The organism is Burkholderia territorii, assembly GCF_902833055.1.
Taxonomy (GTDB): Bacteria; Pseudomonadota; Gammaproteobacteria; order Burkholderiales; family Burkholderiaceae; genus Burkholderia; species Burkholderia territorii.
This window is the reverse complement of sequence record NZ_CADFEJ010000015.1, coordinates 68,052-91,864: the sequence shown is the minus strand read 5'-3', so window position 1 is coordinate 91,864 and position 23,813 is coordinate 68,052. Positions and strand designations below refer to the sequence as shown.

Annotated in this window: 19 protein-coding genes; 8 read left to right on the top strand and 11 right to left on the bottom strand. The window is 69.1% G+C overall.

Going from position 1 to position 23,813, the window contains the following annotated elements; translation table 11 throughout:
- Window positions 1–13 precede the first annotated feature (13 nt).
- From gcvP to HW466_RS22775, 3 genes are all read left to right on the top strand, one after another.
- Window positions 14–2,941 (top strand): aminomethyl-transferring glycine dehydrogenase, encoded by a 2,928-nt coding sequence (gcvP, locus tag HW466_RS22785; protein WP_059505531.1) that lies wholly within the window; start codon window positions 14–16, stop codon window positions 2,939–2,941.
- A gap of 152 nt (window positions 2,942–3,093) precedes the next feature.
- Window positions 3,094–4,230, top strand: coding sequence for an alginate lyase family protein (locus HW466_RS22780; RefSeq protein WP_059452601.1), 1,137 nt, complete (start codon window positions 3,094–3,096; stop codon window positions 4,228–4,230).
- Between the two features lie 30 nt (window positions 4,231–4,260).
- The gene (locus HW466_RS22775; protein ID WP_059465050.1) at window positions 4,261–5,649 is read left to right on the top strand and encodes an L-serine ammonia-lyase; all 1,389 of its coding nucleotides are present in this window, start codon (window positions 4,261–4,263) and stop codon (window positions 5,647–5,649) included.
- A 66-nt stretch (window positions 5,650–5,715) separates the two neighbouring features.
- Here HW466_RS22775 and HW466_RS22770 read toward each other — a convergent pair whose 3' ends face one another.
- Together HW466_RS22770 and vapB are read right to left on the bottom strand one after the other, a co-directional pair.
- Window positions 5,716–6,117: a type II toxin-antitoxin system VapC family toxin gene (locus HW466_RS22770; protein WP_151006065.1), complete on the bottom strand. Its 402-nt coding sequence runs from the start codon at window positions 6,115–6,117 to the stop codon at window positions 5,716–5,718.
- Window positions 6,117–6,353, bottom strand: coding sequence for a type II toxin-antitoxin system VapB family antitoxin (gene vapB, locus HW466_RS22765; protein ID WP_059546521.1), 237 nt, complete (start codon window positions 6,351–6,353; stop codon window positions 6,117–6,119). Before vapB ends, HW466_RS22770 begins: the two co-directional genes overlap by 1 nt.
- Before the next feature lie 320 nt (window positions 6,354–6,673).
- Here vapB and HW466_RS22760 point away from each other — a divergent pair, with 320 nt between their 5' ends.
- Both HW466_RS22760 and HW466_RS22755 read left to right on the top strand, forming a co-directional pair.
- A complete protein-coding gene (locus HW466_RS22760) occupies window positions 6,674–8,377 on the top strand; it encodes a thiamine pyrophosphate-binding protein (protein WP_174906078.1) in 1,704 nt (567 codons plus the stop codon).
- Entirely contained in the window at window positions 8,374–9,468 is a 1,095-nt protein-coding gene (locus HW466_RS22755) for a glycosyltransferase family protein (protein WP_174906077.1), read from the top strand. The genes HW466_RS22760 and HW466_RS22755 overlap by 4 nt, the downstream gene beginning before the upstream one ends.
- Before the next feature lie 58 nt (window positions 9,469–9,526).
- On the opposite strand, the gene HW466_RS22750 is transcribed toward HW466_RS22755, so the two are convergent.
- From HW466_RS22750 to exaC, 3 genes are all read right to left on the bottom strand, one after another.
- The gene (locus HW466_RS22750) at window positions 9,527–10,561 is read right to left on the bottom strand and encodes a helix-turn-helix domain-containing protein (RefSeq protein ID WP_174906076.1); all 1,035 of its coding nucleotides are present in this window, start codon (window positions 10,559–10,561) and stop codon (window positions 9,527–9,529) included.
- A 185-nt stretch (window positions 10,562–10,746) separates the two neighbouring features.
- Window positions 10,747–11,289, bottom strand: a complete 543-nt coding sequence (locus HW466_RS22745; RefSeq protein WP_151007353.1) for a hypothetical protein — start codon at window positions 11,287–11,289, stop codon at window positions 10,747–10,749.
- 328 nt (window positions 11,290–11,617) lie between these two features.
- Complete coding sequence (gene exaC / locus HW466_RS22740; RefSeq protein WP_059505548.1) at window positions 11,618–13,144, bottom strand: acetaldehyde dehydrogenase ExaC; 1,527 nt, start codon at window positions 13,142–13,144, stop codon at window positions 11,618–11,620.
- Window positions 13,145–13,459: 315 nt separating this feature from the next.
- On the opposite strand from exaC, the gene HW466_RS22735 reads away from it, so the two are divergent.
- Window positions 13,460–13,888: a pyridoxamine 5'-phosphate oxidase family protein gene (locus HW466_RS22735; RefSeq protein ID WP_060347773.1), complete on the top strand. Its 429-nt coding sequence runs from the start codon at window positions 13,460–13,462 to the stop codon at window positions 13,886–13,888.
- Window positions 13,889–14,144: 256 nt separating this feature from the next.
- Here the strand turns inward: HW466_RS22735 and HW466_RS22730 are convergent, their stop codons facing one another.
- A complete protein-coding gene (locus tag HW466_RS22730; protein WP_176316100.1) occupies window positions 14,145–15,752 on the bottom strand; it encodes an MFS transporter in 1,608 nt (535 codons plus the stop codon).
- Window positions 15,753–15,906: 154 nt separating this feature from the next.
- Between HW466_RS22730 and HW466_RS22725 the strand changes: the two genes are divergently transcribed.
- Window positions 15,907–16,791: a LysR family transcriptional regulator gene (locus HW466_RS22725; protein ID WP_059452592.1), complete on the top strand. Its 885-nt coding sequence runs from the start codon at window positions 15,907–15,909 to the stop codon at window positions 16,789–16,791.
- A 12-nt stretch (window positions 16,792–16,803) separates the two neighbouring features.
- Here HW466_RS22725 and eutC read toward each other — a convergent pair whose 3' ends face one another.
- The 4 genes from eutC to HW466_RS22705 all read right to left on the bottom strand — a co-directional run bounded on the left by eutC (window position 16,804) and on the right by HW466_RS22705 (window position 22,175).
- A complete protein-coding gene (gene eutC / locus HW466_RS22720; RefSeq protein WP_059452591.1) occupies window positions 16,804–17,595 on the bottom strand; it encodes an ethanolamine ammonia-lyase subunit EutC in 792 nt (263 codons plus the stop codon).
- Window positions 17,592–18,989, bottom strand: a complete 1,398-nt coding sequence (locus HW466_RS22715) for an ethanolamine ammonia-lyase subunit EutB (RefSeq protein WP_059452590.1) — start codon at window positions 18,987–18,989, stop codon at window positions 17,592–17,594. Before HW466_RS22715 ends, eutC begins: the two co-directional genes overlap by 4 nt.
- Before the next feature lie 106 nt (window positions 18,990–19,095).
- Window positions 19,096–20,508 carry an ethanolamine permease gene (eat, locus tag HW466_RS22710; protein ID WP_151006547.1) on the bottom strand — a complete coding sequence of 471 codons (1,413 nt, stop codon included), beginning with the start codon at window positions 20,506–20,508 and terminating at the stop codon, window positions 19,096–19,098.
- Window positions 20,509–20,702: 194 nt separating this feature from the next.
- Window positions 20,703–22,175, bottom strand: coding sequence for a mechanosensitive ion channel (locus tag HW466_RS22705; RefSeq protein WP_059452694.1), 1,473 nt, complete (start codon window positions 22,173–22,175; stop codon window positions 20,703–20,705).
- Window positions 22,176–22,449: 274 nt separating this feature from the next.
- On the opposite strand from HW466_RS22705, the gene HW466_RS22700 reads away from it, so the two are divergent.
- Entirely contained in the window at window positions 22,450–23,328 is an 879-nt protein-coding gene (locus tag HW466_RS22700) for an AraC family transcriptional regulator (protein WP_059505560.1), read from the top strand.
- A 123-nt stretch (window positions 23,329–23,451) separates the two neighbouring features.
- On the opposite strand, the gene HW466_RS22695 is transcribed toward HW466_RS22700, so the two are convergent.
- Window positions 23,452–23,805, bottom strand: a complete 354-nt coding sequence (locus HW466_RS22695; protein WP_151006237.1) for a zinc ribbon domain-containing protein — start codon at window positions 23,803–23,805, stop codon at window positions 23,452–23,454.
- Between the last annotated feature and the right edge of the window lie 8 nt (window positions 23,806–23,813).

Here is a 23,813-nt window from a genome sequence, read left to right as displayed (position 1 = left end):
CCAGAGTCACGCCATGAAGCTCGAACACCCGGACCGCCTGATGAACCGCACGCCCCTCTCGCTCGCCGCGCTCGAAACGCACGACGCGTTCGCAGAACGCCACATCGGCCCCGATGCCGCCAGCCAGCAGGCCATGCTCGATACGCTCGGCTTCGCGTCGCGCGCCGCCCTGATCGACGCCGTGATCCCGGCCTCGATCCGCCGCGCCGAACCGCTGCCGCTCGGCCCGTTCGCGCAACCGAAGAGCGAGGCCGAAGCCCTCGCCGCGCTGCGCGCGCTCGCGGACAAGAACCAGGTGTTCCGCTCGTATATCGGCCAGGGCTATTACGACTCGCACACGCCGGCCGTGATCCTGCGCAACGTGCTCGAAAACCCGGCGTGGTACACGGCCTACACGCCGTACCAGCCCGAAATTTCCCAGGGTCGCCTCGAGGCGCTCCTGAACTTCCAGCAGATGGTCGCCGACCTGACGGGCCTCGCGATCTCGAACGCGTCGCTGCTCGACGAAGCAACGGCCGCGGCCGAAGCGATGACGCTGCTGCAGCGCACCGGCAAGCCGGCGTCGAACGTGTTCTACGTCGCCGACGACGTGCTGCCGCAAACCCTCGAAGTGGTCCGCACGCGCGCGCTGCCGATCGGCATCGAAGTCAAGACGGGCCCGGCGGCCGACGCCGCGCAGGCCAACGCGTTCGGCGTGCTGCTCCAGTACCCGGGCGTGAACGGCGACGTGCGCGACTACCGCGCGCTCACCGAAGCAATCCACGCGGCCGGCGGCCATGTCGTCGTCGCGGCCGACCTGCTGGCGCTGACCGTGCTGACGCCGCCCGGCGAATGGGGCGCGGACGTCGCGGTCGGCAACACGCAGCGCTTCGGCGTGCCGATGGGTTTCGGCGGCCCGCACGCCGCGTACATGGCCGTGCGTGACGAATTCAAGCGCCAGATGCCGGGCCGCCTCGTCGGCGTGACCGTCGACGCGCAGGGCAAGCCCGCGCTGCGTCTCGCGCTGCAAACCCGCGAACAGCACATTCGCCGCGAGAAGGCGACGTCGAACGTGTGTACCGCGCAGGCGCTGCTCGCGATCATGGCCAGCATGTACGCGGTCTATCACGGCCCGCAGGGCCTGAAGACGATCGCGCTGCGCGTGAACCGCATCGCGGCGTTGCTCGCCGCCGGCGTGAAACAGCTCGGCTTCGCGACCGTCAACGACACGTTCTTCGACACGCTGACGATCGAAACCGGCGCGCGCACCGCGCAAGTCCACGAGTTCGCGAAGAGCAAGCGCATCAACCTGCGCCGCGTGAGCGACACGCAAGTCGGCGTGTCGGTCGACGAAACGACGACCCGCGACGATCTCGCCGACCTGCTCGCCGTGTTCGCGCAGGCTGCGGGCGGCACGGCGCCGTCCGTCGACGCGCTGGACGCGGGCCTCGGCGGCGCCGCGGCGCTGCCGGCCGGCCTCGAACGCACGAGCGCGTACCTCACGCACCACGTGTTCAACCGCCACCATTCCGAAACGGAAATGCTGCGCTACCTGCGCAGCCTGTCGGACAAGGATCTCGCGCTCGACCGCTCGATGATCCCGCTCGGCTCGTGCACGATGAAGCTGAACGCGACGTCGGAAATGCTGCCGGTCACGTGGCCAGAATTCGGCCGCATCCATCCGTTCGCGCCGGCCGAGCAGACCGTCGGCTACCGCGAGATGATCGACCAGCTCGAGCAGATGCTCGTCGCGGCTACCGGCTACGCGGCCGTGTCGCTGCAGCCGAACGCCGGCTCGCAAGGCGAATACGCGGGCCTGCTGATCATCCACGCGTATCACGCGTCGCGCGGCGAAGCGCATCGCGACGTGTGCCTGATCCCGGCATCCGCGCACGGCACGAACCCGGCATCCGCGCACATGGCCGGCATGAAGGTCGTGGTCGTCGCGTGCGACGCGCAGGGCAACGTCGACATCGCCGACCTGAAGGCGAAGGCCGAGCAGCACGCGAACGACCTCGCGGCGATCATGATCACGTATCCGTCGACGCACGGCGTGTTCGAGCAGAACGTGCGCGAAATCTGCGAGATCGTGCACGCGCACGGCGGCCAGGTGTACGTCGACGGCGCGAACATGAACGCGATGGTCGGCCTGACCGCGCCGGGCCAGTTCGGCGGCGACGTGTCGCACCTGAACCTGCACAAGACGTTCTGCATCCCGCACGGCGGCGGCGGCCCGGGCGTCGGCCCGGTCGCGGTTGGCGCGCACCTCGCGAAGTTCCTGCCGAACCAGCGTTCGACCGGTTATGCACGCGGCGAAGACGGCATCGGCGCGGTGTCGGCCGCGCCGTACGGCTCGGCGTCGATCCTGCCGATCTCGTGGATGTACATCGCGATGATGGGCGCGAAGAACCTGACGGCTGCCACCGAAACCGCGATCCTCAACGCGAACTACATCGCGAAGCGTCTCGCGCCGCACTACCCGGTGCTGTATTCGGGCCCGGGCGGGCTGGTCGCGCACGAGTGCATTCTCGACCTGCGTCCGCTCAAGGAAACCAGCGGCATCAGCGTCGACGACGTCGCGAAGCGCCTGATGGACTACGGCTTCCACGCGCCGACGATGAGCTTCCCGGTGCCGGGCACGCTGATGGTCGAGCCGACCGAATCGGAATCGCAGGAAGAACTCGACCGCTTCATCGCCGCGATGATCGCGATCCGCGAGGAAATCCGCGCGGTCGAGGAAGGCCGCGCCGATCGCGAGGACAACCCGCTGCGCCATGCGCCGCACACCGCGGCCGTCGTCACCGCGAACGAATGGCCGCACGCGTACTCGCGCGAGCAGGCCGCGTACCCGGTCGCGTCGCTCGGCACGAACAAGTACTGGCCGCCGGTCGGCCGTGCGGACAACGCGTACGGCGACCGCAACCTGTTCTGCTCGTGCGTGCCGGTGTCGGAATACGCATAACGCGCGCCACGCATCGGAGTCCGGCCATGACCACACCGCACGCAACCGCCGGTTGCGTGCGGTTTTTGCGTGCGCCGCCCGTCCGATCGATTCACGTTTGCCCGCCAATCCGGCTAACATCACACGCGATCAAGCCAATCAAGGAGTTCCGCATGGTGCGTCCGATGTTTCCGGGCCATGGTGCAACGCACGCGCAGCCGCGCACGCGCCGCTTCGTGCCGCTGCTCGTCGCGTCGCTGTCGCTTGCCGCAGCCGGTCTCGGCACGGCCGGCTGCGCGCGTGCGGCGATGAATTTCTGCGCGGCACCCGCGCTGCAGGCGAGCGAGACGACGCAGGCCGAGCCCGGCGTGCAGGCGCTGATCCGCAGCGTCGACGCGCGCATCGGCGAGCAGCCGAAGGCGATGGCGCGCGTGCACACCGAGGGCACGCTGCCGCACGAAGGCATCTACGACCAGAGCGCCGAAGCGCTGAAGGACATGGAACTGATGCGCGACGCCGCGCTGGCGTGGCGCGTGACGAACGCGCCGCGCTATCTGCAGCTCGTCGACCGTTTCCTGTCCGCGTGGGTCTCCACCTATCAGCCGAGCTTCAATCCGATCGACGAGACGCGCTTCGACAGCCTGATCGTCGCGTACGACATGACGGCGAGCGCGCTGCCGGTCAAGACCCGCAACGCGACGGCGGCGTTCATCGCGAAGCTCGGCGCCGGTTACGTCGCGCAGATCGACGCGCAGAAGCGGCCGCTCGCCGGCACGTGGCGCAACAACTGGCAGAGCCACCGGATCAAGCTGATCGCGCTGTCCGCGTTCACGCTCGGCGATCGCAAGATGATGAATGCCGCGCAGCGGCTGTTCGTCGAGCATCTCGCCGACAACATCGGCCCGGACGGCAAGACCTGGGATTTCGAGGAACGCGACGCGCTGCACTACGCGGTGTACGACCTGCAGCCGCTCGTGACGGCCGCGCTCGCCGCGCGCCGCTTCAACCGCAACTGGCTGCGCGAACGCGGCGCGAACGGCGCGACGCTCGCGGCCGCGCTCGACTGGCTCGTGCCGTACGCGCTCGGCGAAAAAACGCACGAGGAATTCGTGAATTCGCCGGTGCCGTTCGACGCGAAACGCCGCGAAGCGGGCTTGCCCGGCTACACGGGGCAGTGGGACCCGAAAAACGCCACCGAACTCTTTCATCTGGCCGCGCGGCTCGACGGGCGCTATGCCCGCGTCGCGCGGCAGCTCTCCCCCATGCCGCCCGCATGGCTGGCCGCGTGCCTGCCATTGCAGGCGCGATAGCACTATTCTCAAAGCAAGGCAGGAATCGAAATGGCAGTCAGCGTGTTTGACCTCTTCAAGATCGGCATCGGCCCGTCCAGCTCGCACACGGTCGGACCGATGCGCGCGGCGCTGATGTTCGTCCAGGGCCTCGAGCGCGACGGCTTGCTCGACGCGACGGCCAACGTGAAGGTCGAGTTGTACGGCTCGCTCGGCGCCACCGGCAAGGGCCACGGCACCGACCGCGGCGTGATGCTCGGCCTGCTCGGCGACGCGCCCGACACCGTAGATCCCGACACGATCGACGCGCGACTGGAAGATGTCCGCAAGACGAAGCAGCTCGCGCTGCTCGGCACGCACCCGGTGCCGTTCGTGCTGAAGGAGAACATCGCGTTCTACCGGCAGGCGCTGCCCGAGCACCCGAACGGGATGAAGCTGCGCGCGTCCGACGCGAGCGGCAACGTGCTGGTCGAGCGCACTTACCTGTCGGTCGGCGGCGGTTTCGTCGTGACGGCCGGCGCGCCGAACACGAAGGTGCTGAGCGCGGCCGAGCAGATGACGCATCCGTTCCGCACCGGCGCGGAGCTGCTCGCGCTGACCGAGTCGACCGGCAAGTCGATCGCGCAGCTGATGTGGGAAAACGAACGCGCGTGGCACACCGAGGAAGAGACGCGCGACGGCCTGCTGAAGATCTGGGCCGTGATGCAGTCGTGCGTGTCGCGCGGCTGCGGGATCGGCAACCCGGACGCCGACGGCAACCTGCCCGGCCCGTTCCAGGTGAAGCGCCGCGCACCGCAGCTGTATCGCGCCCTGACCGGCCACCCGGAGCGCGCGCTGCAGGATCCGCTGTCGATGGTCGACTGGATCAACCTGTATGCGATCGCGGTCAACGAGGAAAACGCGGCCGGCGGCCGCGTCGTCACCGCGCCGACCAACGGCGCGGCCGGCATCATTCCCGCCGTGCTGCATTACTACACGCGCTTCACGCCGGGCGCGAACGAACAGGGCGTGATCGACTTCCTGCTCACGGCCGCCGCGATCGGCATCCTGTACAAGCTCAACGCGTCGATTTCGGGTGCGGAAGTGGGTTGCCAGGGCGAAGTGGGCGTCGCATGCTCGATGGCGGCCGGCGCGCTCGCGGCCGTGCTCGGCGGCACGCCGCGCCAGGTCGAGAACGCGGCCGAGATCGGGATGGAGCACAACCTCGGCCTCACCTGCGACCCGGTCGGCGGGATGGTGCAGATTCCGTGCATCGAGCGCAACGCGATGGCGTCGGTGAAGGCCGTCAACGCGGCGCGCATGGCGCTGCGCGGCGACGGCTCGCATTATGTGTCGCTCGACTCGGTGATCAAGACGATGCGCGAGACGGGCGCCGACATGAAGACGAAGTACAAGGAAACGTCGCGCGGCGGGCTCGCGGTGAATATCGTCGAGTGCTGATGCCGGATCCGGCGGGAATGCGGGCGAATCGATATCCCGCATGACCGCCGGACACAACCGCCGCCATCAATCGTTCAGCCAGTTCTCCAGCCGCAGCCCGGGATAGCCGACGAAATCGCGCTCGTTGTTGGTCACGAGGACAACATCGAGCGACACCGCATGTGCGGCAATCAGTTTGTCGAGGTGGTCCTTCTTCCGCTCGCGGGTTACCTCGCGAACCGGACCGTACGCTTGCGCGGCCGCCGCGTCGAACGCAGCGACAGGGATATCGTCGACCAGCGCGGCAAGATTGCGCCGCGCCCGCGCAGGGCTCGCGCATGCGGCAACGCCGTACTCGAGCTCGGCGTACGTGATCGCCGACATCACGACGTCCCCCGTGTAGCACTGCGCAAATCGCTTCGCGACCTGCTCGGGCTGATTCCTCATCAGATAAATGCACATGTTGGTGTCCAGCATGTAGCGCGGCATCACAATCCCTCGCGTTCGGCCTGTTCCTGATCGCCACGCCCTTCTGCCATGAACTCCGGCCCGAATTGCGCGAACTTTTCGAGTACGTGAGTCAACGGCCGCCGGGCCGGACGGATACGGATCTCGTCGCCGACCCGCTCGATTTCCAGGTCGATATCGGTGCGCTCATAGGCAAGGTCGGCAGGAATTCGCACCGCCTGCGAGTTGCCGTTCCGAAATACCCTCGTGGTATGCATATCGATCTCCGTCCGGATGTACATTGGATGTACGTTATACGATTCGATCTGCGATGTAAATCCCTGTGTGTACATAACCGCCTCCCGGTGACGTCCCGCGCGATCGCTGCTTCCGCGTCGAAGCAGGAACGCGGGTTCGATATTCGTAGCGCTTACTTTCCGTCGCCGGGGGCACCCGAACAAGCTGGCCATTCGGCCAACGGGAAGCCGGTCGCGCTGCCTGGATTCGCCGCGTTCCGGCACTTTTCACGGGCCGGCGTACCGGCACCCCGCCGACAGGCGTAAGCTGTACGTCCCGCTACCCAGGGAGACGGCAGCCCATGTCGCATTCCAAGGATCTCGAGCCGCGCGCCACCACCGGCGCGCGACTGCTCGTCGATGCGTTGCTCGCCAATCACGTCGAACGCGTGTTCTGCGTGCCGGGCGAGAGCTTTCTCGCCGTACTCGATGCGCTGGCGGACGACACCGCGCGCATCCAGACGGTCGTCTGCCGCCACGAGGCGGCCGCCGCGAACATGGCTGAGGCGGTCGGCAAGCTGACCGGCCGCCCCGGCATCGCGTTCGTCACGCGCGGCCCCGGCGCGACCCACGCGTCGATCGGCGTGCACACCGCGTTCCAGGATTCGACGCCGATGATCCTCTTCGTCGGCCAGTGCGCGCGCGAGCATCTCGACCGCGAAGCCTTCCAGGAAATCGACTACCGCCGGATGTTCGGCCAGATGGCGAAATGGGTCGCGCAGATCGACGACCCGCGCCGCATTCCCGAATACCTGAGTCATGCATTCCACGTCGCGATGTCCGGCCGGCCCGGCCCGGTCGTGCTCGCGCTGCCGGAGGACGTGCTGTCGGACGCGTGCGCGCCGCAACCGGTCGTGCCGGCCGCGAAGCGCGTCGCGGCGTCGCCGTCGGCCGCGCAGGTCGACGAGCTGCGCGAACGGCTCGCACGCGCCGAACGGCCGTTCGCGATCGTCGGCGGCAGCGGCTGGACGCCCGAGGCATGCGCGAACCTGCGCACCTTCGCCGAGCGCTGGCAGTTGCCGGTCGCGTGTGCTTTCCGCTACCAGGACACCTTCGACAACGCGCACCCGAACTATGCGGGCGATGTCGGTCTCGGGATCAATCCCGCGCTCGGCAAGCGGATCCGCGACGCGGACCTGCTGCTCGTGCTCGGCCCGCGCCTGGGCGAAGCGACGACCGGCGGCTACACGCTGCTCGACATCCCGAAGACGCGCCAGACGCTGATCCACGTGCACCAGGGCGCGGACGAACTCGGCCGCGTGTACGCGGCCGACCTGCCGATCGTGTCGGGGATGCCGGAGATCGCGGCGCCGCTCGCCGCGCTCGATCCGCCGGCGCATCCCGCATGGGCCGGCACGGCCGCCGACGCGCATCGCGCCTACCTCGAATGGCATGCGCCGCTGCCGATGCCCGGCGACGTCCAGCTCGGCGACGTGATGGTGCAGTTGCGAGAGCGCCTGCCGCACGACGCAATCCTGACCAACGGCGCCGGCAACTATGCGATCTGGCTGCATCGTCACTTCGCGTACCGGCACTTCCGCTCGCAGCTTGCGCCGACCAGCGGCGCGATGGGCTACGGGCTGCCCGCCGCGCTCGCCGCGAAGTCGCTGTATCCGTCGCGAGCGGTGGTCGCGCTCGCCGGCGACGGCTGCTTCATGATGGCCGGCAACGAGCTCGCGACCGCAATGCAGTATGGGCTGAACATCATCGCGATCGTCGTCAACAACGGGCATTTCGGCACGATCCGCATGCATCAGGAGCGCAACTATCCGGGCCGCGTGCACGGCACCGGGCTCACGAATCCCGATTTCGCCGCGTATGCGCGTGCATTCGGCGCGCATGGCGAGACGGTCGAGCGCACCGCCGAGTTCGCGCCGGCACTCGAGCGCGCACTGACCTGCGGGCTGCCGGCGCTGATCGAGATCCGGATCCCGCAAGACGCCAGCACGCCGGCCGCGACGCTCGAGCAGATCCGCGAGCAGGGCCGTCGCGCGCGCGGCGCATGACCGTGGAGCTGCGCACCGCCGTGGCCGGCTTCGCGCTGTCGCGCGACGACGTGCTCGCCCATCCCGGCACGCTGCTCGCGCCCGACGGCACGCTCGTCGCGCCGTACGACCTCGAGCACGGCGGCGGCCCGGCTGACGGTCATGTGGCGGCCGCGCCCGCGCTCGGGCTGCTGCACGGCGTCCACCGACCGTTCCGGCTCGACTACGACCGCGTGACGGACGTGCACGTGATCAACGGAATGGGCGTCACGCTCGGCGACTCGGTGATCGGGCTGACCGCGCTCGCCGCGCTGCGCGCGATGCATCCCGCCGTGCACTTCACGCTGTACCGGCCGGCGCGCGCACCGCGCTACGTCGACGCGCTGTATGCGCTCGCCGCCGACGTCGTCGCGCCGTCGCGTGCGTTGCCGTGCGCAGCCGATGCATTGCCGGCGCACGCGCCATGCATCGATCTCGGCAATCATCTGTACTGGCCCGCATTCGCGCGGCAGCCGATGATCGACTTCTTCCTCGACGCGCTCGGCGCCGATCCGGCCACGGTGCCGGCCGCCGCGAAGCGCAACCGCTGGCTCGCGCGGCTGCCGCTGCCGGCGCTGCCGGCCGAATGGCGGCGGCCGTACGTGCTGTTCTGCCCGAACGCGAGCACCGCGGTGCGCAGCGTGCCGCCGGCGCTCCTCGCGACGTTCGTCGAGCAGCTCGCTCGGCGTTACGGGCTGCCGGTCGTCGGCTTCGGCCCGGTCGCGCATCCGGCCTACGTCGAAGTGAGCCGCGACGCGGCCGATACGGCCCGCTTCATTGCCTGGGTCAAGGGGGCGAGCGTGCTGTTCGCGCCCGATACGTCGGCGCTGCATCTCGCCGACGGCTTCGACGTGCCGACGCTCGGCTGTTTCACGACGATCGGGCCGGCGCTGCGCGTGCGCGACTATCCGCACTGCGTGCCGGTCGTGCTCGACGTGCCGGCTGAATTGCACGGACTGCACCGCAGCGAGCGACCGGGCGATCTCGCGGCGGTCGAAGCCGCCTACCGGGCGATCGACTGGGACGCCGTGCCGTGGCCTGCGCCGCGCGACGCGGCAGCTGCGTCCGGATAGAAAACGACGATCGCCGAAAGATCGCGCGCGCAGCGGCGCCCACGCGCCGCAGCACGGCTCACCCGGCCGCCACCGTCACCGCGCGCTCGCGCAGCGTCTCCGACGGCCGCTTGCCGAACAACCGCCGGTAGTCGGTCGCGAACTGGCTCAGGTGCCAGAAGCCCCACGCCTCCGCAACGTCCTGCACCGAGCCGGCCGCCCGGCCGCACAGGTCGCGCCGCGCGCCGTTCAGCCGCAGCGTACGCAGGTAGGTCGCGGGGGCCATGCCGAGCACGTCCTGGAAGCAGTACTGCAGCGTGCGCCGGCTCACGTGCAGTTGTTCGCACAGCTCGGGCACGCCGACCGGGCGCGTGCGGTGCGCGAGCACGTAGTCGCGCGCCTGCTCGACGATCCAGCGCCGGGTCGACGGTGCGCCGCCGGCGCCATCGTCGGCCCGTTGCGCGCATGCATCGAACAGCGCGGCCAGCACCTCGGCCTGCAGCTCGTCGCGCTGCGCGTCGGGCAACGGGCCGCCCACCGCCGCCGCGCCGTCGAGCCGGCGGCCAAGCAGCGCGCACAGGCGCGCGAGCCGCGTATCGCCGGCCTGGATCACGCGCTGCGTGAACAGCCGCTCGTCGAGCGCGCGGCGTTCGACTTCCTCCGCGTAGCGGCGCAGCACGTCGCCGCGCACGACGACGCCGTAGATCGAGAACTGCGCGGGCGTCAGCAGTTCGAATTCGACGTTGCCGGGCCGGAATGCGAGCGCACCGGGCCCGATGCGGCACGCATCGACGCGCGCGGTGCCGTCGCCGGCGAGCGGGATGCCGAACCAGTACGCGTCGCCGCGCACCTCGCATGCCTGGCGCAGCAGGTGGCTGGTCGATTCGCGAAACAGCTTCATCGTGTCGAGCGGCAGCTCGGTCAGCGTGCCGACGAAGCGGCCGGCCGCGAGCTGGTCGTAGGTCTGTCGCCAGCCGATCAGGTTGCGCGCCTGCTCGTCGGCGTCGTGCGCGACGCTGACCACGGCCTGGCCGGCGAGCGCGTCGTCGCCCTGCGCGCTGCACCGCGTGTCCTCGGCCGTCGGCTCGGCCTTGTTCTCCACTCGTTGACCCATCGTGTTCTCCTCACCTGCCCGGAACTGCGTCCCACACGCAAGTCCCGTGCCGAACCGCGCGGTCCGGCGACAAGCCCGTCATTGCACGCCGTGCGGCCGCCGCGCGCCATGAGGGCGCACCCGGAGGCGGCATGCCACGCACCGCGCGGGTGCGGCATGCGCGGCGCGGGGGGCCCCGCGACGCGCTACGCGCCCGGCCGCAACCGCACGACCCGCGTGCCGCAGTTGCCGTACGCCTGCGCAACCGCCAGTTCGACGATCGGGCTGCCGGACGGCCACGGCGCAGCATCCGCCGTCGGCAGATCGGCGCGCAACGTCGCGCGGCCGTTGATCCGATAGCGGATGCCGCGCACGAAATCGATGAACAACAGCCCGACGCCGCTGCCGTCGCAGGCGAACGGATCGATCCGGTTGCCATCGCCGTGCGCGGGCAGCGCGAAGCGCAGCGTCTTCGTGTCGATCACGCGCACGACCGGCCACAGATCGCCGTTCGCGTCGCGCATGCCCTGCACGATGTCGCACGTCACGCGCGCCGGGCCGCCGTGCGTCGTGCCGACGAACATGAACGGCTGAGATTCGACGAACTGGCGCACGTCGATGCTCAGCCGCGTCGTGACGACGTCGCTCATGCGCTCGGCTTCGTCGGCGACGCCGAACCGGTGTTGCGCGTCGAGCTCGCCCGCGTGGAACACCGGGTGACGCGGATAGGAACGGGGCGGATCTGCCATGCTGGTTTCCGTCGGGATCATCGACGCGCGAGGCGGTGCGAACGCGCGACGGCCGGTGCCGCCATCGAGGCGGGCCGCCGGCGACGCGCGGCCGACGTCGCGTTATCGAATGACGAAAGACGCAATTGGCGACGTGCCGCGCGCGCCGGCGGCAGGCGCGCGGCCGGGCCGCGAACATCGCCCGACGGCACGGCAACCATTGCCCGGCCGTCGAACGTTGCACGCGCAATCCGGCCAAGGACGCGCCGCCGTCCGGCACCGGCCACCAAACCGGGCGGCGTTGCACTGCCGCCCGGCCGGTGCCGGCACGTCGCCTCCGCACCGGCGATCAGAAGAATCCGAGCGCCTCGGCCTGGTAGCTGACCAGCAGGCACTTCGTCTGCTGATAGTTCGACAGCGCCATCTTGTGCGTCTCGCGACCGATGCCCGACTGCTTGTAGCCGCCGAACGCCGCATGCGCCGGATACAGGTGATAGCAGTTGGTCCACACGCGGCCGGCCTCGATCTCGCGGCCCATCCGATACGCGCGCGTGCCGTTGCGCGTCCACACGCCCGCGCCGAGCCCGTAGAACGTGTCGTTCGCGAGTTCGATCGCTTCCTGCTCGTCCTTGAACGTCATCACCGACGCGACCGGCCCGAAAATCTCCTCCTGGAACACGCGCATCTTGTTGTTGCCGAGCAGCATCGTCGGCTTCACGTAGTAGCCCGTGCCGAGTTCGGCCGCCGGCGCCGTGCGCTCGCCGCCCGTCAGGCATTGCGCGCCTTCGTCGCGGCCGATGTCGATGTACGACAGGATCTTGTCGAGCTGCTGCTGCGACGCCTGCGCGCCGATCATCGTCTGCAGGTCGAGCGGGTGGCCGGCCTTGATGCGCTCGACGCGCGCGACGGCCTTCTCGATGAAGCGTTCGTAGATCGATTCCTGGATCAGGATCCGCGACGGGCACGTGCACACCTCGCCCTGGTTCAGCGCGAACATCGCGAGGCCTTCGAGCGCCTTGTCGAGGAACGCATCGTCCTGGTCGAGCACGTCGGCGAAGAAGATGTTCGGGCTCTTGCCGCCCAGTTCGACCGTCGACGGGATCAGGCTCTCGGCCGCGTTGCGCAGGATGTGCTTGCCGACCGGCGTCGAGCCGGTGAACGCGATCTTCGCGATGCGCTTGCTGGTCGCGAGCGCCTCGCCCGCTTCCTTGCCGAAGCCGTTGACGATGTTGATCGTGCCGGCCGGGAACAGGTCGCCGATCAGCTCCATCAACACCAGCACCGACGCGGGCGTCTGCTCGGCCGGCTTCATCACGACGCAGCAGCCGGCCGCGAGCGCCGGCGCGAGCTTCCATGCGGCCATCAGCAGCGGGAAGTTCCACGGAATGATCTGGCCGACGACGCCGAGCGGCTCGTGGAAGTGATACGCGACGGTGTTGTCGTCGATCTCGGAGATGCCGCCTTCCTGCGCGCGGATGCAGCCGGCGAAATAGCGGAAGTGGTCGATCGCGAGCGGCAGGTCGGCCGCCATCGTTTCGCGCAGCGGCTTGCCGTTGTCGATCGTCTCGGCCACCGCGAGCAGCTTCAGGTTCTTTTCCATCCGGTCGGCGGCGGCGAGCAGCAGGTTCGCGCGCTCGGCGACCGACGTCTTGCCCCACTTGCGGCGCGCGGCATGCGCGGCGTCGAGCGCGGCCTCGATGTCGTCGGCGCCCGAACGCGGCACGCGGCAAAACGGCTTGCCGTTGATCGGCGACACGTTCTCGAAATATTCGCCCTTCACCGGCGCAACCCACTTGCCGCCGATGTAATTGTCGTACTGCTGACGGTACGGATATTCGACGTCGAGGCCCAGTTGTTTCAGGTCAAACGGGTTCATACATGTCTCCTGTTCATCGTGCTTGTGTGAATACAGCGCCGGTTGGATCGCGCTGCACGGTTTACGCAACATGCGTGCCAAACCGGCCGATGACGGAACGGGAGCGGTGCGTCCGGCCGCCCGCCGCGGGCGGCGCCGGCGCATGCAAAACGAGTGTGCCGATTCTGAACACCGCGACGGCACAGGCGCGGCGGCGGGTGTTCTGATTTTCCACAGCGTGCCCGCGCGCGTCGCCGCGCGCCGCGCCCGCCGCATGGCATGTCGCTTGCGTGCGGTACGCGGAACCGCACGCACCGGCCATGTGCCGACCGAACCATGAACGACCCGCGCCCACTCGGCGACGATGCCGTCGCGTTCATCCATGAACAGGCATTCCTGATCGTCGCGACCGCGAACGCCGCGGGCGACAGCGACTGCTCGTATCGCGGCCGGCAGCCGCGCGCGGACGGTTCGTACGAGCCGCTCGTCGACCTGCCCGATCGCCGCACGCTCGTGCTGCCCGACTTCGCGGGCAACAACCTGTTCAACACGATCGGCAACCTGCTCGTGAATCCGGCGATCGCGCTGCTGTTCGTCGATTTCGTGCGGCAGACGACGTGGCTCGTGCAAGGGCGCGCGTCGATCGATGAAGATGCCGGCAGTCGCGCACACCTGTGGCCCGATGCGCTGCGCTATGTGGTCGTCGATGTGGAAAGCGCGCATGCGCGGACCGATGCGGGGTTGCCGCCGCTCGTGCTGGCGTGATGCGCCTGCGCCGCACGATGCAGGCGTACTCCATGTGGAAAGTGCGCATGCGCGGACCGATGCGGGGTTGCCGGCGCTCATGCTGGCGTGATGCGCGTGCTCCATACGATGCCGGTGTCGCGGCCACGCGGGCGCACATCGGCCGGTGACGCACTGCAAGCGCTTGTGCCCGCGTGATGCGTCGACCGGGTCGGCGCAACTCGAGCACGCCGGCGCCATGCGCGAGGCACGCGTGCCCGGCAACGCACCGCGCCACTCACCGCCCGCCTGCCTCCGCGCAAGCCGGTTCGGACCGGCGGTGCGCAGGCGCGTCGGGAGGCGCACATTCACTGTCGCCGCCACCCGCTTCCGGCACGACCGGCCTCGCACCGAGAAACGCGAACACCACCGCCGCGCACAGCACCGTGACGACGGCAAGCCCGATCAGCAGCCGATCGAACGCGTGCGCATAGCTCGCGAGCAGCGCCGTGCGCTCGACACCCGGCAACACGGCGGCCGCGCCGGCGAGATCGCCCGTGGCGAGCCGCGCGGCCGCGCGCAACGCCGCGTCGGACGCGCCCGCCGCCGCGTGCCGCAAATCGGCGTGCACGAGCGTGGCCAGCACCGCGCCCACGATCGCAAGCGCGATCCCTTCGCCTGCCACGCGAGTCGTGCTGAAGATGCCCGTCGCCATCCCCGCGCGCTCCTTCGGCACGACGCTGACCGACAGTCCGTCCATCAGCCCCCACGGCATGCCGGCGCCGACGCCGATCGCGAGCATCGGCACGATCGCCTGCGGCCCGGCGCCGCCGCGCAGCGCGACGTCCAGCCACACGAGGCCCGCCGCCGCGAGCAGCAGCCCGAGCCCCGAGATCACGCCGGCCGACAGCCAGCGCGTGAGCGTCGCCGCGACGAGCGGCACGACGAGCATCGGCGCGGAAATCGCGAGCATCAGCCATCCTGCGTCGATTTCGCTGAAACCATCGATGCCGATGAAGCGCAGCGGCAGCACGACGAGCAGCACGATATAGCAGCAGCAGGTCGACACCGGCAGCACCTGCACGCCGACGAAGCGCGCAATCCGGAACAGCGACAGATCGAGCATCGGGCGCGCGACGCGCGTCTCGATCGCGACGAACGCGCACGCACCGAACGCCGCGCCCGCGAGCAGCGCGACGACGAGCGGATGCGTCCAGCCGCGCGCGGGCGCCTCGATCACGCCGAACGTGAACAGCGTCAGCGCGACGGTGAAGGCGGCCGTGCCCGGCCAGTCGAGCCCGGTCGCGTGCGGATCGCGCGACTCGTGCATGCGCGGCAGCCCGAACGCGAGCGACAACGCACCGGCCGCCGCGCCCGTGACGAAGATCGCGCGCCAGCCGTAGTGCGCGATCAGCGCGCCGGCCAGCACGGGCCCGAACGCGAGCCCGATCCCGAACGTCGTGCCGAGCAGGCTGAACGCGCGCGTGCGCGCCGCGCCGTCGAACTCCTGCGCGAGCGCGGCCGTGCCGCCCGCCAGCGCCGCGGCCGCCGCGAGCCCCTGCGCGGCGCGCAGCAGGTCGACCGCGAGCATCGACGGCGCGAATGCGAGCGCCACCGACATCAGCGTGAAGCCGCCGACACCGATCGCGAACACGCGCTTGCGACCGAACTGGTCGGCCAGCGCGCCGGCCGCCATCAGGAAACTGCCGAACGCGAGCATGAACGCATTGGTGATCCAGTTCATCGCGACCGGGCCGCCGTGCAGGTCGCGGCCGATCGCGGGCGTCGCGACCGCGCCGCCCGAAAACGACAGCGGCAGCGCGACGGCGGCCATGCAGACGGCGGCCAGCACCCACGCGCGCCGGCGCGCCGACGTGGCTGAAGCGGCTGAAAACGGGTGATCCATCATCGCTCCTCGAAAAGCCGGCGCGGATGCGCCTCACGAGCGATCAAGGATAATTTCGATTCAATGATCGAAAAACGATGTAAAGTTCCGCATATAGCGGACTAAAATTCTTCAATCTCCTGCTTCCCACCCACCCGCTCGCTCGCCTACGTCGATGGAAAACCTGAACGGCATCGCCGCCTTCGTCCGCACCGCCGAAGCGCTGAGCTTCGTCGCCGCCGGCCGCGCGCTCGGCATCTCGGCCTCCGCGGTCGGCAAGACGATCGCGCGGCTCGAGCAATCGCTCGGCGTGCGTCTGTTCAACCGCACGACGCGGCGCGTCACGCTCACCGACGAAGGGCGCCATTTCTACGAACGGTGCCAGCGGATCCTCGAGGATTTTCGTGATGCGGAGGCGACGGTGACGGCCTCCGCGCAGCGCCCGCGCGGCAAGCTGCGCGTGAGCCTGCCGGTGATCGGCTACCGGTTCCTGCTGCCGGTGCTGCCCGAATTCAGGCAGCGCTATCCGGACGTCGAGCTCGACCTGGATTTCAACGACCGGATGGTCGATGTCGTCGAAGGCGGCTTCGACGCGGTGATCCGCAGCGGCCCGCTGTCGGATTCGAGCCTGATGTCGCGGCGGCTCGGCCCGTTCGCGTTCGTGCTGTGCGCGACGCCCGCGTATCTCGCGCAGGCCGGCACGCCGCGGGCGCCGCACGATCTCGAAACGCACGATTGCGTGCGCTACTGTTTCCCGACCACCGGCAAGCTGCAGGACTGGGCGCTCGCCGCCGACGACGGCACGCCGCTGAAGCTGCGCACCGCGATGACCTGCAACAACATGGAAGCGCTGCGCGGCGCGGTGATGGCGGGGCTCGGCATCGGCTACATGCCCGACTTCCTCGCGCGCGACGCGCTCGAGAGCGGCGCGCTCGTCACCGTGCTCGACGACTACCGGATCGCGCCGGGCCAGTTCTCGATCGTGTGGCCGTCGAGCCGGCAGTTGTCGCCGAAGCTGCGCGTGTTCGTCGACTTCCTGTGCGAGCGGCTGTTCAAGTAGACGGGCGCCCCGTCACGCGGCGCCGATCCGCTCCGCTTGCGCGTCGGGCAGCAGCGCGTCGCTGTCGTCCTTCAGGCCGACACCCGTCAGCTTGAGCCTGCGCGCGTGCGTCATCAGGTAATGCAGCTTGTGCGCGGCGGCGGCATGCGGCAGCCCTTCGGGCCGCACGTTCGAGATGCAGTTGCGCAACGCGTCGTGGCAGCCGACCTTCGGCGCCCAGGTCAGGTACACGCCGAGGCTGTCCGGCGAGCTGAGCCCCGGCCGTTCGCCGATCAGCATCGCGACGACCTGCGCGCGCAGCAGCTCGCCGATCTCGTCGCCGAGCGCGACGCGCGCCTGGGTCGCGACCACCACCGGGCCGACTCGCCAGCCGTCCGCGTCCAGGCGCGGCCGCATCGCCTGCAGCAACGGCAGCGCCTGCTTCGCGGCCGCGAACGCCGAGAGCCCGTCGCCGACCACGAACACGACGTCCGGCGCGTCGTCGAGCGCCGCGCCGTAGCCGGCCAGCAGCGCGCGTCCGTCATCGGACAGCTTGCGGCCCAGGTCGGGCCGGCGCAGGTAATGCTGGCGGTCGGGCGCCGCGCTCTGCACGCCGAGCGTCGCGAAGCCGGCCGCGTCGATCTCGCGGCGCAGCGCATCGGCGTCGAGCGGCTGATGAACCGCATCGCGCGCCTGCGCGTGCGACAGGTTGAACGCGAGCAGCGGCGCGGTCGGCAGGCTGCTGCCCGCGCGGCCGAGCGCGATCCGCGCGTTCGTGAACGACTTCAGCTGCGCCCACGGATTCTTCTCGACGGCGTCGCTCATGCCGAAATCCCCATCCAGTCGTTCGCGCCCGCGAGCAGCGGCACGCGCGCGTTCGCGGCGCGCAGCGCGCCGTGCGCGTCGGCGATTTCCATCGTTTCCAGCCACTCCTCGAACTCGGGCGCGCGGCGCAGGCCGAGCACCTCGCGCACGTAGAGCTGATCGTGAAACGACGTGCTCTGGTAGTTGAGCATCACGTCGTCGGCGCCCGGAATGCCCATGATGAAGTTGATGCCGGCAGCGCCCAGCAGCGTCAGCAGCGTGTCCATGTCGTCCTGGTCGGCTTCCGCGTGATTCGTGTAGCAGATGTCGCAGCCCATCGGCACGCCGAGCAGCTTGCCGCAGAAATGATCCTCGAGCCCCGCGCGAATGATCTGCTTGCCGTCGTACAGGTATTCCGGCCCGATGAAGCCGACCACCGTGTTCACGAGGAACGGATCGAACTTGCGCGCGACCGCATACGCGCGCACCTCGCAGGTCTGCTGGTCGACGCCGAAATGCGCGTTCGCCGACAGCGCGCTGCCCTGCCCCGTCTCGAAGTACATCAGGTTGTTGCCGACGGTGCCGCGCCCGAGCGACAACGCGGCCTCGCGCGCCTCGCCGAGCAGCGCGAGCGAGATCCCGAAGCTCGCGTTCGCCTTCTCCGTGCCGGCGATCGACTGGAACACCAGGTCGACCGGCGCGCCCTTCTCGATCGCCGCGATCGTGTTGGTCACGTGCGTGAGCACGCACGACTGCGTCGGCACGCCGTAGCGCTCGCGGAACCCGTCGATCATCGCGAGCAGCTTCACGATCGCCGCGAGGCTGTCGGTCGCCGGGTTGATCCCGATCATCGCATCGCCGCAGCCGTACATCAGCCCGTCGAGCATCGACGCGGCGATGCCCTTCACGTCGTCGGTCGGGTGGTTCGGCTGCAGGCGCACCGACATCCGGCCGGGCAGCCCGACCGTGTTGCGAAAGCGCGTGACGACGCGGCGCTTCCTCGCCGCCGCGATCAGGTCCTGGTTGCGCATCAGCTTCGACACGGCCGCCACCATCTCGGGCGTGAGGCCCGGCGCGATCCGCTCGAGCGCGGCGCCGTCGGCCGCGGGCGACAGCAGCCAGTTGCGGAAGTCGCCGACGGTGAGATGCGAGATTTCCGCGAACGCGGCCGCATCGTGATCGTCGAGAATCAGGCGCGTGACCTCGTCGTGCTCGTACGGAATCACCGCTTCGTTCAGGAACGCCTTCAGCGGCACGCCCGCGAGCGCGATCTTCGCGGCGACGCGCTCCTCCTCGCTCGCCGCCGCGACGCCGGCGAGCTGGTCGCCGGAGCGCAGCGGGCTCGCCTTCGCGAGCAGCGTCTTCAGGTCCGCGAAGCGGTACGTTCGCGGGCCGATCGTCTCCGTGTAGGACATCGTTCGAATCTCCTTGCCAGTCCTTGCCTTGCGAAACGCCGACGGCGCGCCCGTTTCACGGGGCGCGCCGGATGCCGTCACCAGCGGCCGTTCGGGTGAGCCATCGTCATTCCTCCAGCAGCACGTCGGCCGGTGCGCTCGCGCGCTGCGCACGGGTCGCGAGGAAATACGCGTAGCCGAGCGCGAGGAACGCGATGAACACCATCGCCACCAGCCCGTTGAAGTACACCATCGTCCCGAGGCAAATCAGCGCCGCGACGATCGCGAATGCCGGGAAGAACGGATACAGCGGCGCGCGGAACGGCCGCGCCATGTTCGGCTGCGAACGGCGCAGCTTGAACAGCGCCGCCATGCTTACGATATACATCACGATCGCGCCGAACACCGACATCGTCACGATGTTCGCGGTGAGCGTCTGGCCGCCGAACTGGATCAGCTCGTCGCTGTAGATCGCCGCGATCCCGACCACGCCGCCCGCGAGAATCGCGCGATGCGGCGTCTTGAAGCGCGGATGCACCTTGCCGAGCCACTCCGGCAGGTAGCCTTCGCGGGCCAGCGCGAAGATCTGGCGCGAATAGCCGAGGATGATCCCGTGGAACGATGCGACGAGGCCGAACAACCCGAGCCACACGAGCATGTGCATCCAGCCGCTGTTCGCGCCGACGATGTATTTCATCGCCTGCGGCAGCGGGTCGTTGATGTTCGCGAGCTTGGTCCAGTCGCCCGCGCCGCCGGCGAACACCATCACGCCGACGGCCAGCGCGACGAGCGTCAGGATGCCGGCCACGTAGGCGATCGGGATCGAGCGCTTCGGGTTCTTCGCCTCCTCGGCGGCCATCGCGACGCCCTCGATCGCGAGGAAGAACCAGATCGCGAACGGGATCGCCGCGAACATCCCGTGGAATGCGCCGACGCTGAAATGATCGGCGCCCGACCAGCCGCTCTTCATGAAATTGCTCCACGCGAAGCCCGGCGACACGACGCCCATGAACACCAGCAGCTCGAAGATCGCGAACAGCGTGACGACCAGCTCGAACGTCGCGGCGATCTGCACGCCGACGATGTTCAGCGCCATGAACACGAGATACGCGCCCATTGCCGCGTGTTTCGGTTCGAGCCCCGGAAACTGCACGTGCAGGTATGCGCCGATCGCAAGCGCGATCGCGGGCGGCGCGAACACGAATTCGACGAGGGTCGCCGCGCCGGCGAGATAGCCGCCCGCCGGGCCGAACGCGCGGCGCGCATACGCGAACGGGCCGCCCGCGTGCGGGATCGACGTCGTCAGCTCGGTGAAGCTGAAGATGAAGGTGGTGTACATCGCCGCGACGAACAGCGCGGTGACGACGAAACCCAGCGTGCCGGCACTCGCCCAGCCGTAGCTCCACCCGAAGTATTCGCCTGAAATCACGAGGCCGACCGCGATGCCCCACAGTTGCCAGGTCCCGAGCGTCTGCTGCAGCGCGGGCTGGCCGGACGACTTGGCGCCGGCGGCGGGCCGGCCATTCGACTCTGCTTTCATCGGATTCTCCTGAAAGGCGCCGGCCTGCCGGGCCCGCGCGACTGAGAATCGATGCTAGAGAGTCATTAAACGACGTGTTATCGAAATTCGGCAAAGATGGCGGCTGACGTTTCGCTGACGGCAACGCCGGCCGCGCGCCACGCTTTTCCCGCGCGCGCCGCCCGGCCGCCCGACGCGGCCGGACGACCGACGCGTTACTGGCCCGACTGGCCGCCGCCGCGCTGGTTGAACCAGCGGTCGAGCAGCTTGCCGGCCGCTTCGCGGCCGCCGAGGCCGAACGACAGCGCAACCGCCACCGCGATCGCGCCGAGCACGAGGCCGAACGCGAGCTGCACGATCTCGTTGGCGATGCCCATCGCACGCAGGCCCATCGCGAATACCAGGCCGAGGATCGCGAATTGCGCGATGCGCGCGAACAGCACGCTGTGCTCGCGGTCGGCCTGCTCGATCACGCGGCGCGCGAGGCCCGCGAGCCACACGCCGATCACGAGGATCACGCCGCCCATCAGCACGTGGCCGCCGAATTCGATGAACAGCGTGACGACGTCGCGCACCTGCGTGAAGCCGAGCCGGTTCGCGGCTTCCACCGACGCGAACAGCATCGCGAAGAACACGATCAGCCGCGCGACCAGCACCGACGGCTGAAGGATTCCCGAGAACACGCGCTCGACGCCGAGCACGGCCGGCAGTCCGTCGACACCGGCGGCCTCCAGCAGCTTCTGCGCGAGCGACGCGACGAAGCGCGCGAAGTAGAACGTGACGAGCACGATCACGATCGCCGCGACGATGTCCGGCACCGCGCCGAGGAACTGGTTCAGCATGTTGGTCGCGGGAATCGAGATCGCGTCGATCTTCAGCGCGTCGAGCGCCGAGATCAGCGTCGGCACGAACACGAACACGTAGACGATCGTGCCGACCAGGCTCGACACGCGCACCGGCGTCGGGCTGTCGAGGCCTTGCGTGAGGCGATCGGCGCCGGCGGCGACGAGCAGGTTCGTCACGAGGCCGCGCAGCACGCGCGCGACGATCCAGCCGACGAAGCCGATCACGGCGGCCGCGAACAGGTTCGGCACGATCGCGAGCAGCTTGTCGACCATGCCCTGCACCGGCGACAGCAGGCCGGACAGCGCGAACGACGCGAGAATCGCCGGCAGGAACATCAGGATCACGAGCCAGAACAGCACGTCGCCGAGATAGCCGCTCATCGGCTGCATGCCCGCGCTTTCGGACAGCTTGTCATCGACCTTGCTCGCCTTCAGCGCGCGGTTCGCGAGGCTGCGCAACAGCGATGCGATCAGCCACGCGATCAGCGTCAGCGCCGCGCCGCCGATCAGGTTCGGCAGGTAGTTGACGATGTGGGTGACGAGCAGCGAGAACGGATTGGACACCGCGTACAGGTTGAGCACGTTGAAGATGCCCACGGCGGTCACGAGCAGCACGAGCCAGAACAGGCCGCCGGCGATGATCCGTTCGACGCACGCGCCCTGGCCGGTGCTTTCGTTGATGCGCTGATCGACCTTCAGCGCGCTGAGCAACCGGAGCGCGCCGGCCCGCACCGCCACGGCGATCAGCCAGCCGATCACCAGGATACCGATCGCCCCGGCGATCTTCGGCAGGTATCCGCCTAGCGTGGTCTGCAGCGACGTGATGAAGCTGGAAGCATCCATTTCTTCTTCTCCCGAAAACGTGGCGTTGCGATTGAACATCGACGAACTACCTGCGTACTTCGAAAAGCGTGCGTTGCCGTCCGAGCAACTTACCCGAGAAAAATGACGCGATCACCCGATTTCACCGTCTTTAACTTTAGACACAGATCGACGGGAACGAGACCCAATTTCGTCGAAATAAAAAGGGCCGGAAGTTTGCGCGCTACGCATCTCCGCAAGATTTATCAATCGGCGGCGTGCTACCGTGACGTCGACTCTTGCCCGGGACGCACGCATGACCGTCGACACCAGAATCGAAACGCCCGCGTGGGCCCGCTATGCGGCACGCATCGCCCGCGTGCACGACTACATCCTCACGCACCTCGACGACACGCTCGACCTGAACCGGCTCGCCGAAATCGCGTGCCTGTCGCCGTATCACTGGCAGCGCGTCTATCGCGCGCTGTATGGCGAGTCGATCGTGCTGACGGTGCGGCGGATGCGGATCGTGCGCGCATCCGAGGATCTCGCGTGCACGACGCTGCCGCTCGACGCGATCGCGCGGCGCGCCGGCTACGGCTCGACGCACGCGTTCGCCCGCGCATTTCGCGATGCTTACGGCGTGCCGCCCGCGCAGCACCGGCGCGCCGGCGTTCACCGGCCGATCTATCCGTTACAGCGAGGAGAGGAAGACATGTTCAAGCATGAAGTCGAGATCCGGCGGCTGCCGGAACTGCGCGGCTATGCGGTGCCGCATATCGGCGCGTACCTGAAGGTCGGCGACGCATTCGCGCAGATCGGCGCATGGGCCGGGCGGCACGGGCTGATCGGCCCCGGCGCGAGGATGATCGGGATCTTTTACGACGATCCCGATACGACGCCCGACGCGCAATTGCGCGCTAAAGCGTGCATCGTGCCGGCCGATAGCGCGCCGGACGTCGAGCCGGCGCCGCCCGTGGAACGCATGACGCTCGCCGGTGGCGAGTACGCGGTGTTGCTGCATACCGGCCCCTATGCGGACCTGAAGACGGCCTATCAGTGGCTGTACGGCGACTGGCTGCGGCACTCGGGCCGCGAAGCCGCCGATGCGCCGCCGTTCGAGCTGTATCTGAATACGCCGATGGATGCGGCGCCCGCCGACCTGCGCACCGAGATCCATTTGCCGCTGCGTTGAGCGGTGTTTTTCGGCGCGCGGGCTGCGCGCCCGCGCGTCGTGGCTTGCGACGCCTGTTGCAGGCGCCGTGTCGTACCGTGGTGGAACGATCGTTACGCCGGCAACGCGGCCGGCGACCAAGCGTTACGCGGCCTGCGTCCCGCAGCCGGGACAAAAGCGTGCGTCGGTGGCCAGCGCTGCGTGGCACCGGCTGCACGCCTTGCCGCGCTGCGATACGCCACACTGCGCGCAGAATCGCGCATCCGCCGCGTTGATCGCGCCGCACCCCGCGCACGCGAGCTGGCGCAGCGGCATGTTGCCGTTGGGGCTGCTCTGCCCGTCGGCCGATGGCGGCCAGCCCCAGCCATAACGGTCGTGGCCGCGCGCATCGTGGCCGCCGTGGCCGTCGCGTTGCTGCCCGCCGTGATGGCTGCCTTTCCCATGGCCGCTGCCGTGACTGCCTCCGTGGCCGCCCAGAATCCGTTTCAGAAAGCCCATCGCCCGCT

What these genes read in the sequence shown, in the direction of transcription:
- gcvP (WP_059505531.1), top strand. Translation starts at nt 14, where the DNA reads ATGAAGCTCGAACACCCGGACCGCCTGATGAACCGCACGCCCCTCTCG.
- HW466_RS22780 (WP_059452601.1), top strand. Translation starts at nt 3,094, where the DNA reads ATGGTGCGTCCGATGTTTCCGGGCCATGGTGCAACGCACGCGCAGCCG.
- HW466_RS22775 (WP_059465050.1), top strand. Translation starts at nt 4,261, where the DNA reads ATGGCAGTCAGCGTGTTTGACCTCTTCAAGATCGGCATCGGCCCGTCC.
- HW466_RS22770 (WP_151006065.1), bottom strand. Translation starts at nt 6,117, where the DNA reads ATGCCGCGCTACATGCTGGACACCAACATGTGCATTTATCTGATGAGG.
- vapB (WP_059546521.1), bottom strand. Translation starts at nt 6,353, where the DNA reads ATGCATACCACGAGGGTATTTCGGAACGGCAACTCGCAGGCGGTGCGA.
- HW466_RS22760 (WP_174906078.1), top strand. Translation starts at nt 6,674, where the DNA reads ATGTCGCATTCCAAGGATCTCGAGCCGCGCGCCACCACCGGCGCGCGA.
- HW466_RS22755 (WP_174906077.1), top strand. Translation starts at nt 8,374, where the DNA reads ATGACCGTGGAGCTGCGCACCGCCGTGGCCGGCTTCGCGCTGTCGCGC.
- HW466_RS22750 (WP_174906076.1), bottom strand. Translation starts at nt 10,561, where the DNA reads ATGGGTCAACGAGTGGAGAACAAGGCCGAGCCGACGGCCGAGGACACG.
- HW466_RS22745 (WP_151007353.1), bottom strand. Translation starts at nt 11,289, where the DNA reads ATGGCAGATCCGCCCCGTTCCTATCCGCGTCACCCGGTGTTCCACGCG.
- exaC (WP_059505548.1), bottom strand. Translation starts at nt 13,144, where the DNA reads ATGAACCCGTTTGACCTGAAACAACTGGGCCTCGACGTCGAATATCCG.
- HW466_RS22735 (WP_060347773.1), top strand. Translation starts at nt 13,460, where the DNA reads ATGAACGACCCGCGCCCACTCGGCGACGATGCCGTCGCGTTCATCCAT.
- HW466_RS22730 (WP_176316100.1), bottom strand. Translation starts at nt 15,752, where the DNA reads ATGGATCACCCGTTTTCAGCCGCTTCAGCCACGTCGGCGCGCCGGCGC.
- HW466_RS22725 (WP_059452592.1), top strand. Translation starts at nt 15,907, where the DNA reads ATGGAAAACCTGAACGGCATCGCCGCCTTCGTCCGCACCGCCGAAGCG.
- eutC (WP_059452591.1), bottom strand. Translation starts at nt 17,595, where the DNA reads ATGAGCGACGCCGTCGAGAAGAATCCGTGGGCGCAGCTGAAGTCGTTC.
- HW466_RS22715 (WP_059452590.1), bottom strand. Translation starts at nt 18,989, where the DNA reads ATGTCCTACACGGAGACGATCGGCCCGCGAACGTACCGCTTCGCGGAC.
- eat (WP_151006547.1), bottom strand. Translation starts at nt 20,508, where the DNA reads ATGAAAGCAGAGTCGAATGGCCGGCCCGCCGCCGGCGCCAAGTCGTCC.
- HW466_RS22705 (WP_059452694.1), bottom strand. Translation starts at nt 22,175, where the DNA reads ATGGATGCTTCCAGCTTCATCACGTCGCTGCAGACCACGCTAGGCGGA.
- HW466_RS22700 (WP_059505560.1), top strand. Translation starts at nt 22,450, where the DNA reads ATGACCGTCGACACCAGAATCGAAACGCCCGCGTGGGCCCGCTATGCG.
- HW466_RS22695 (WP_151006237.1), bottom strand. Translation starts at nt 23,805, where the DNA reads ATGGGCTTTCTGAAACGGATTCTGGGCGGCCACGGAGGCAGTCACGGC.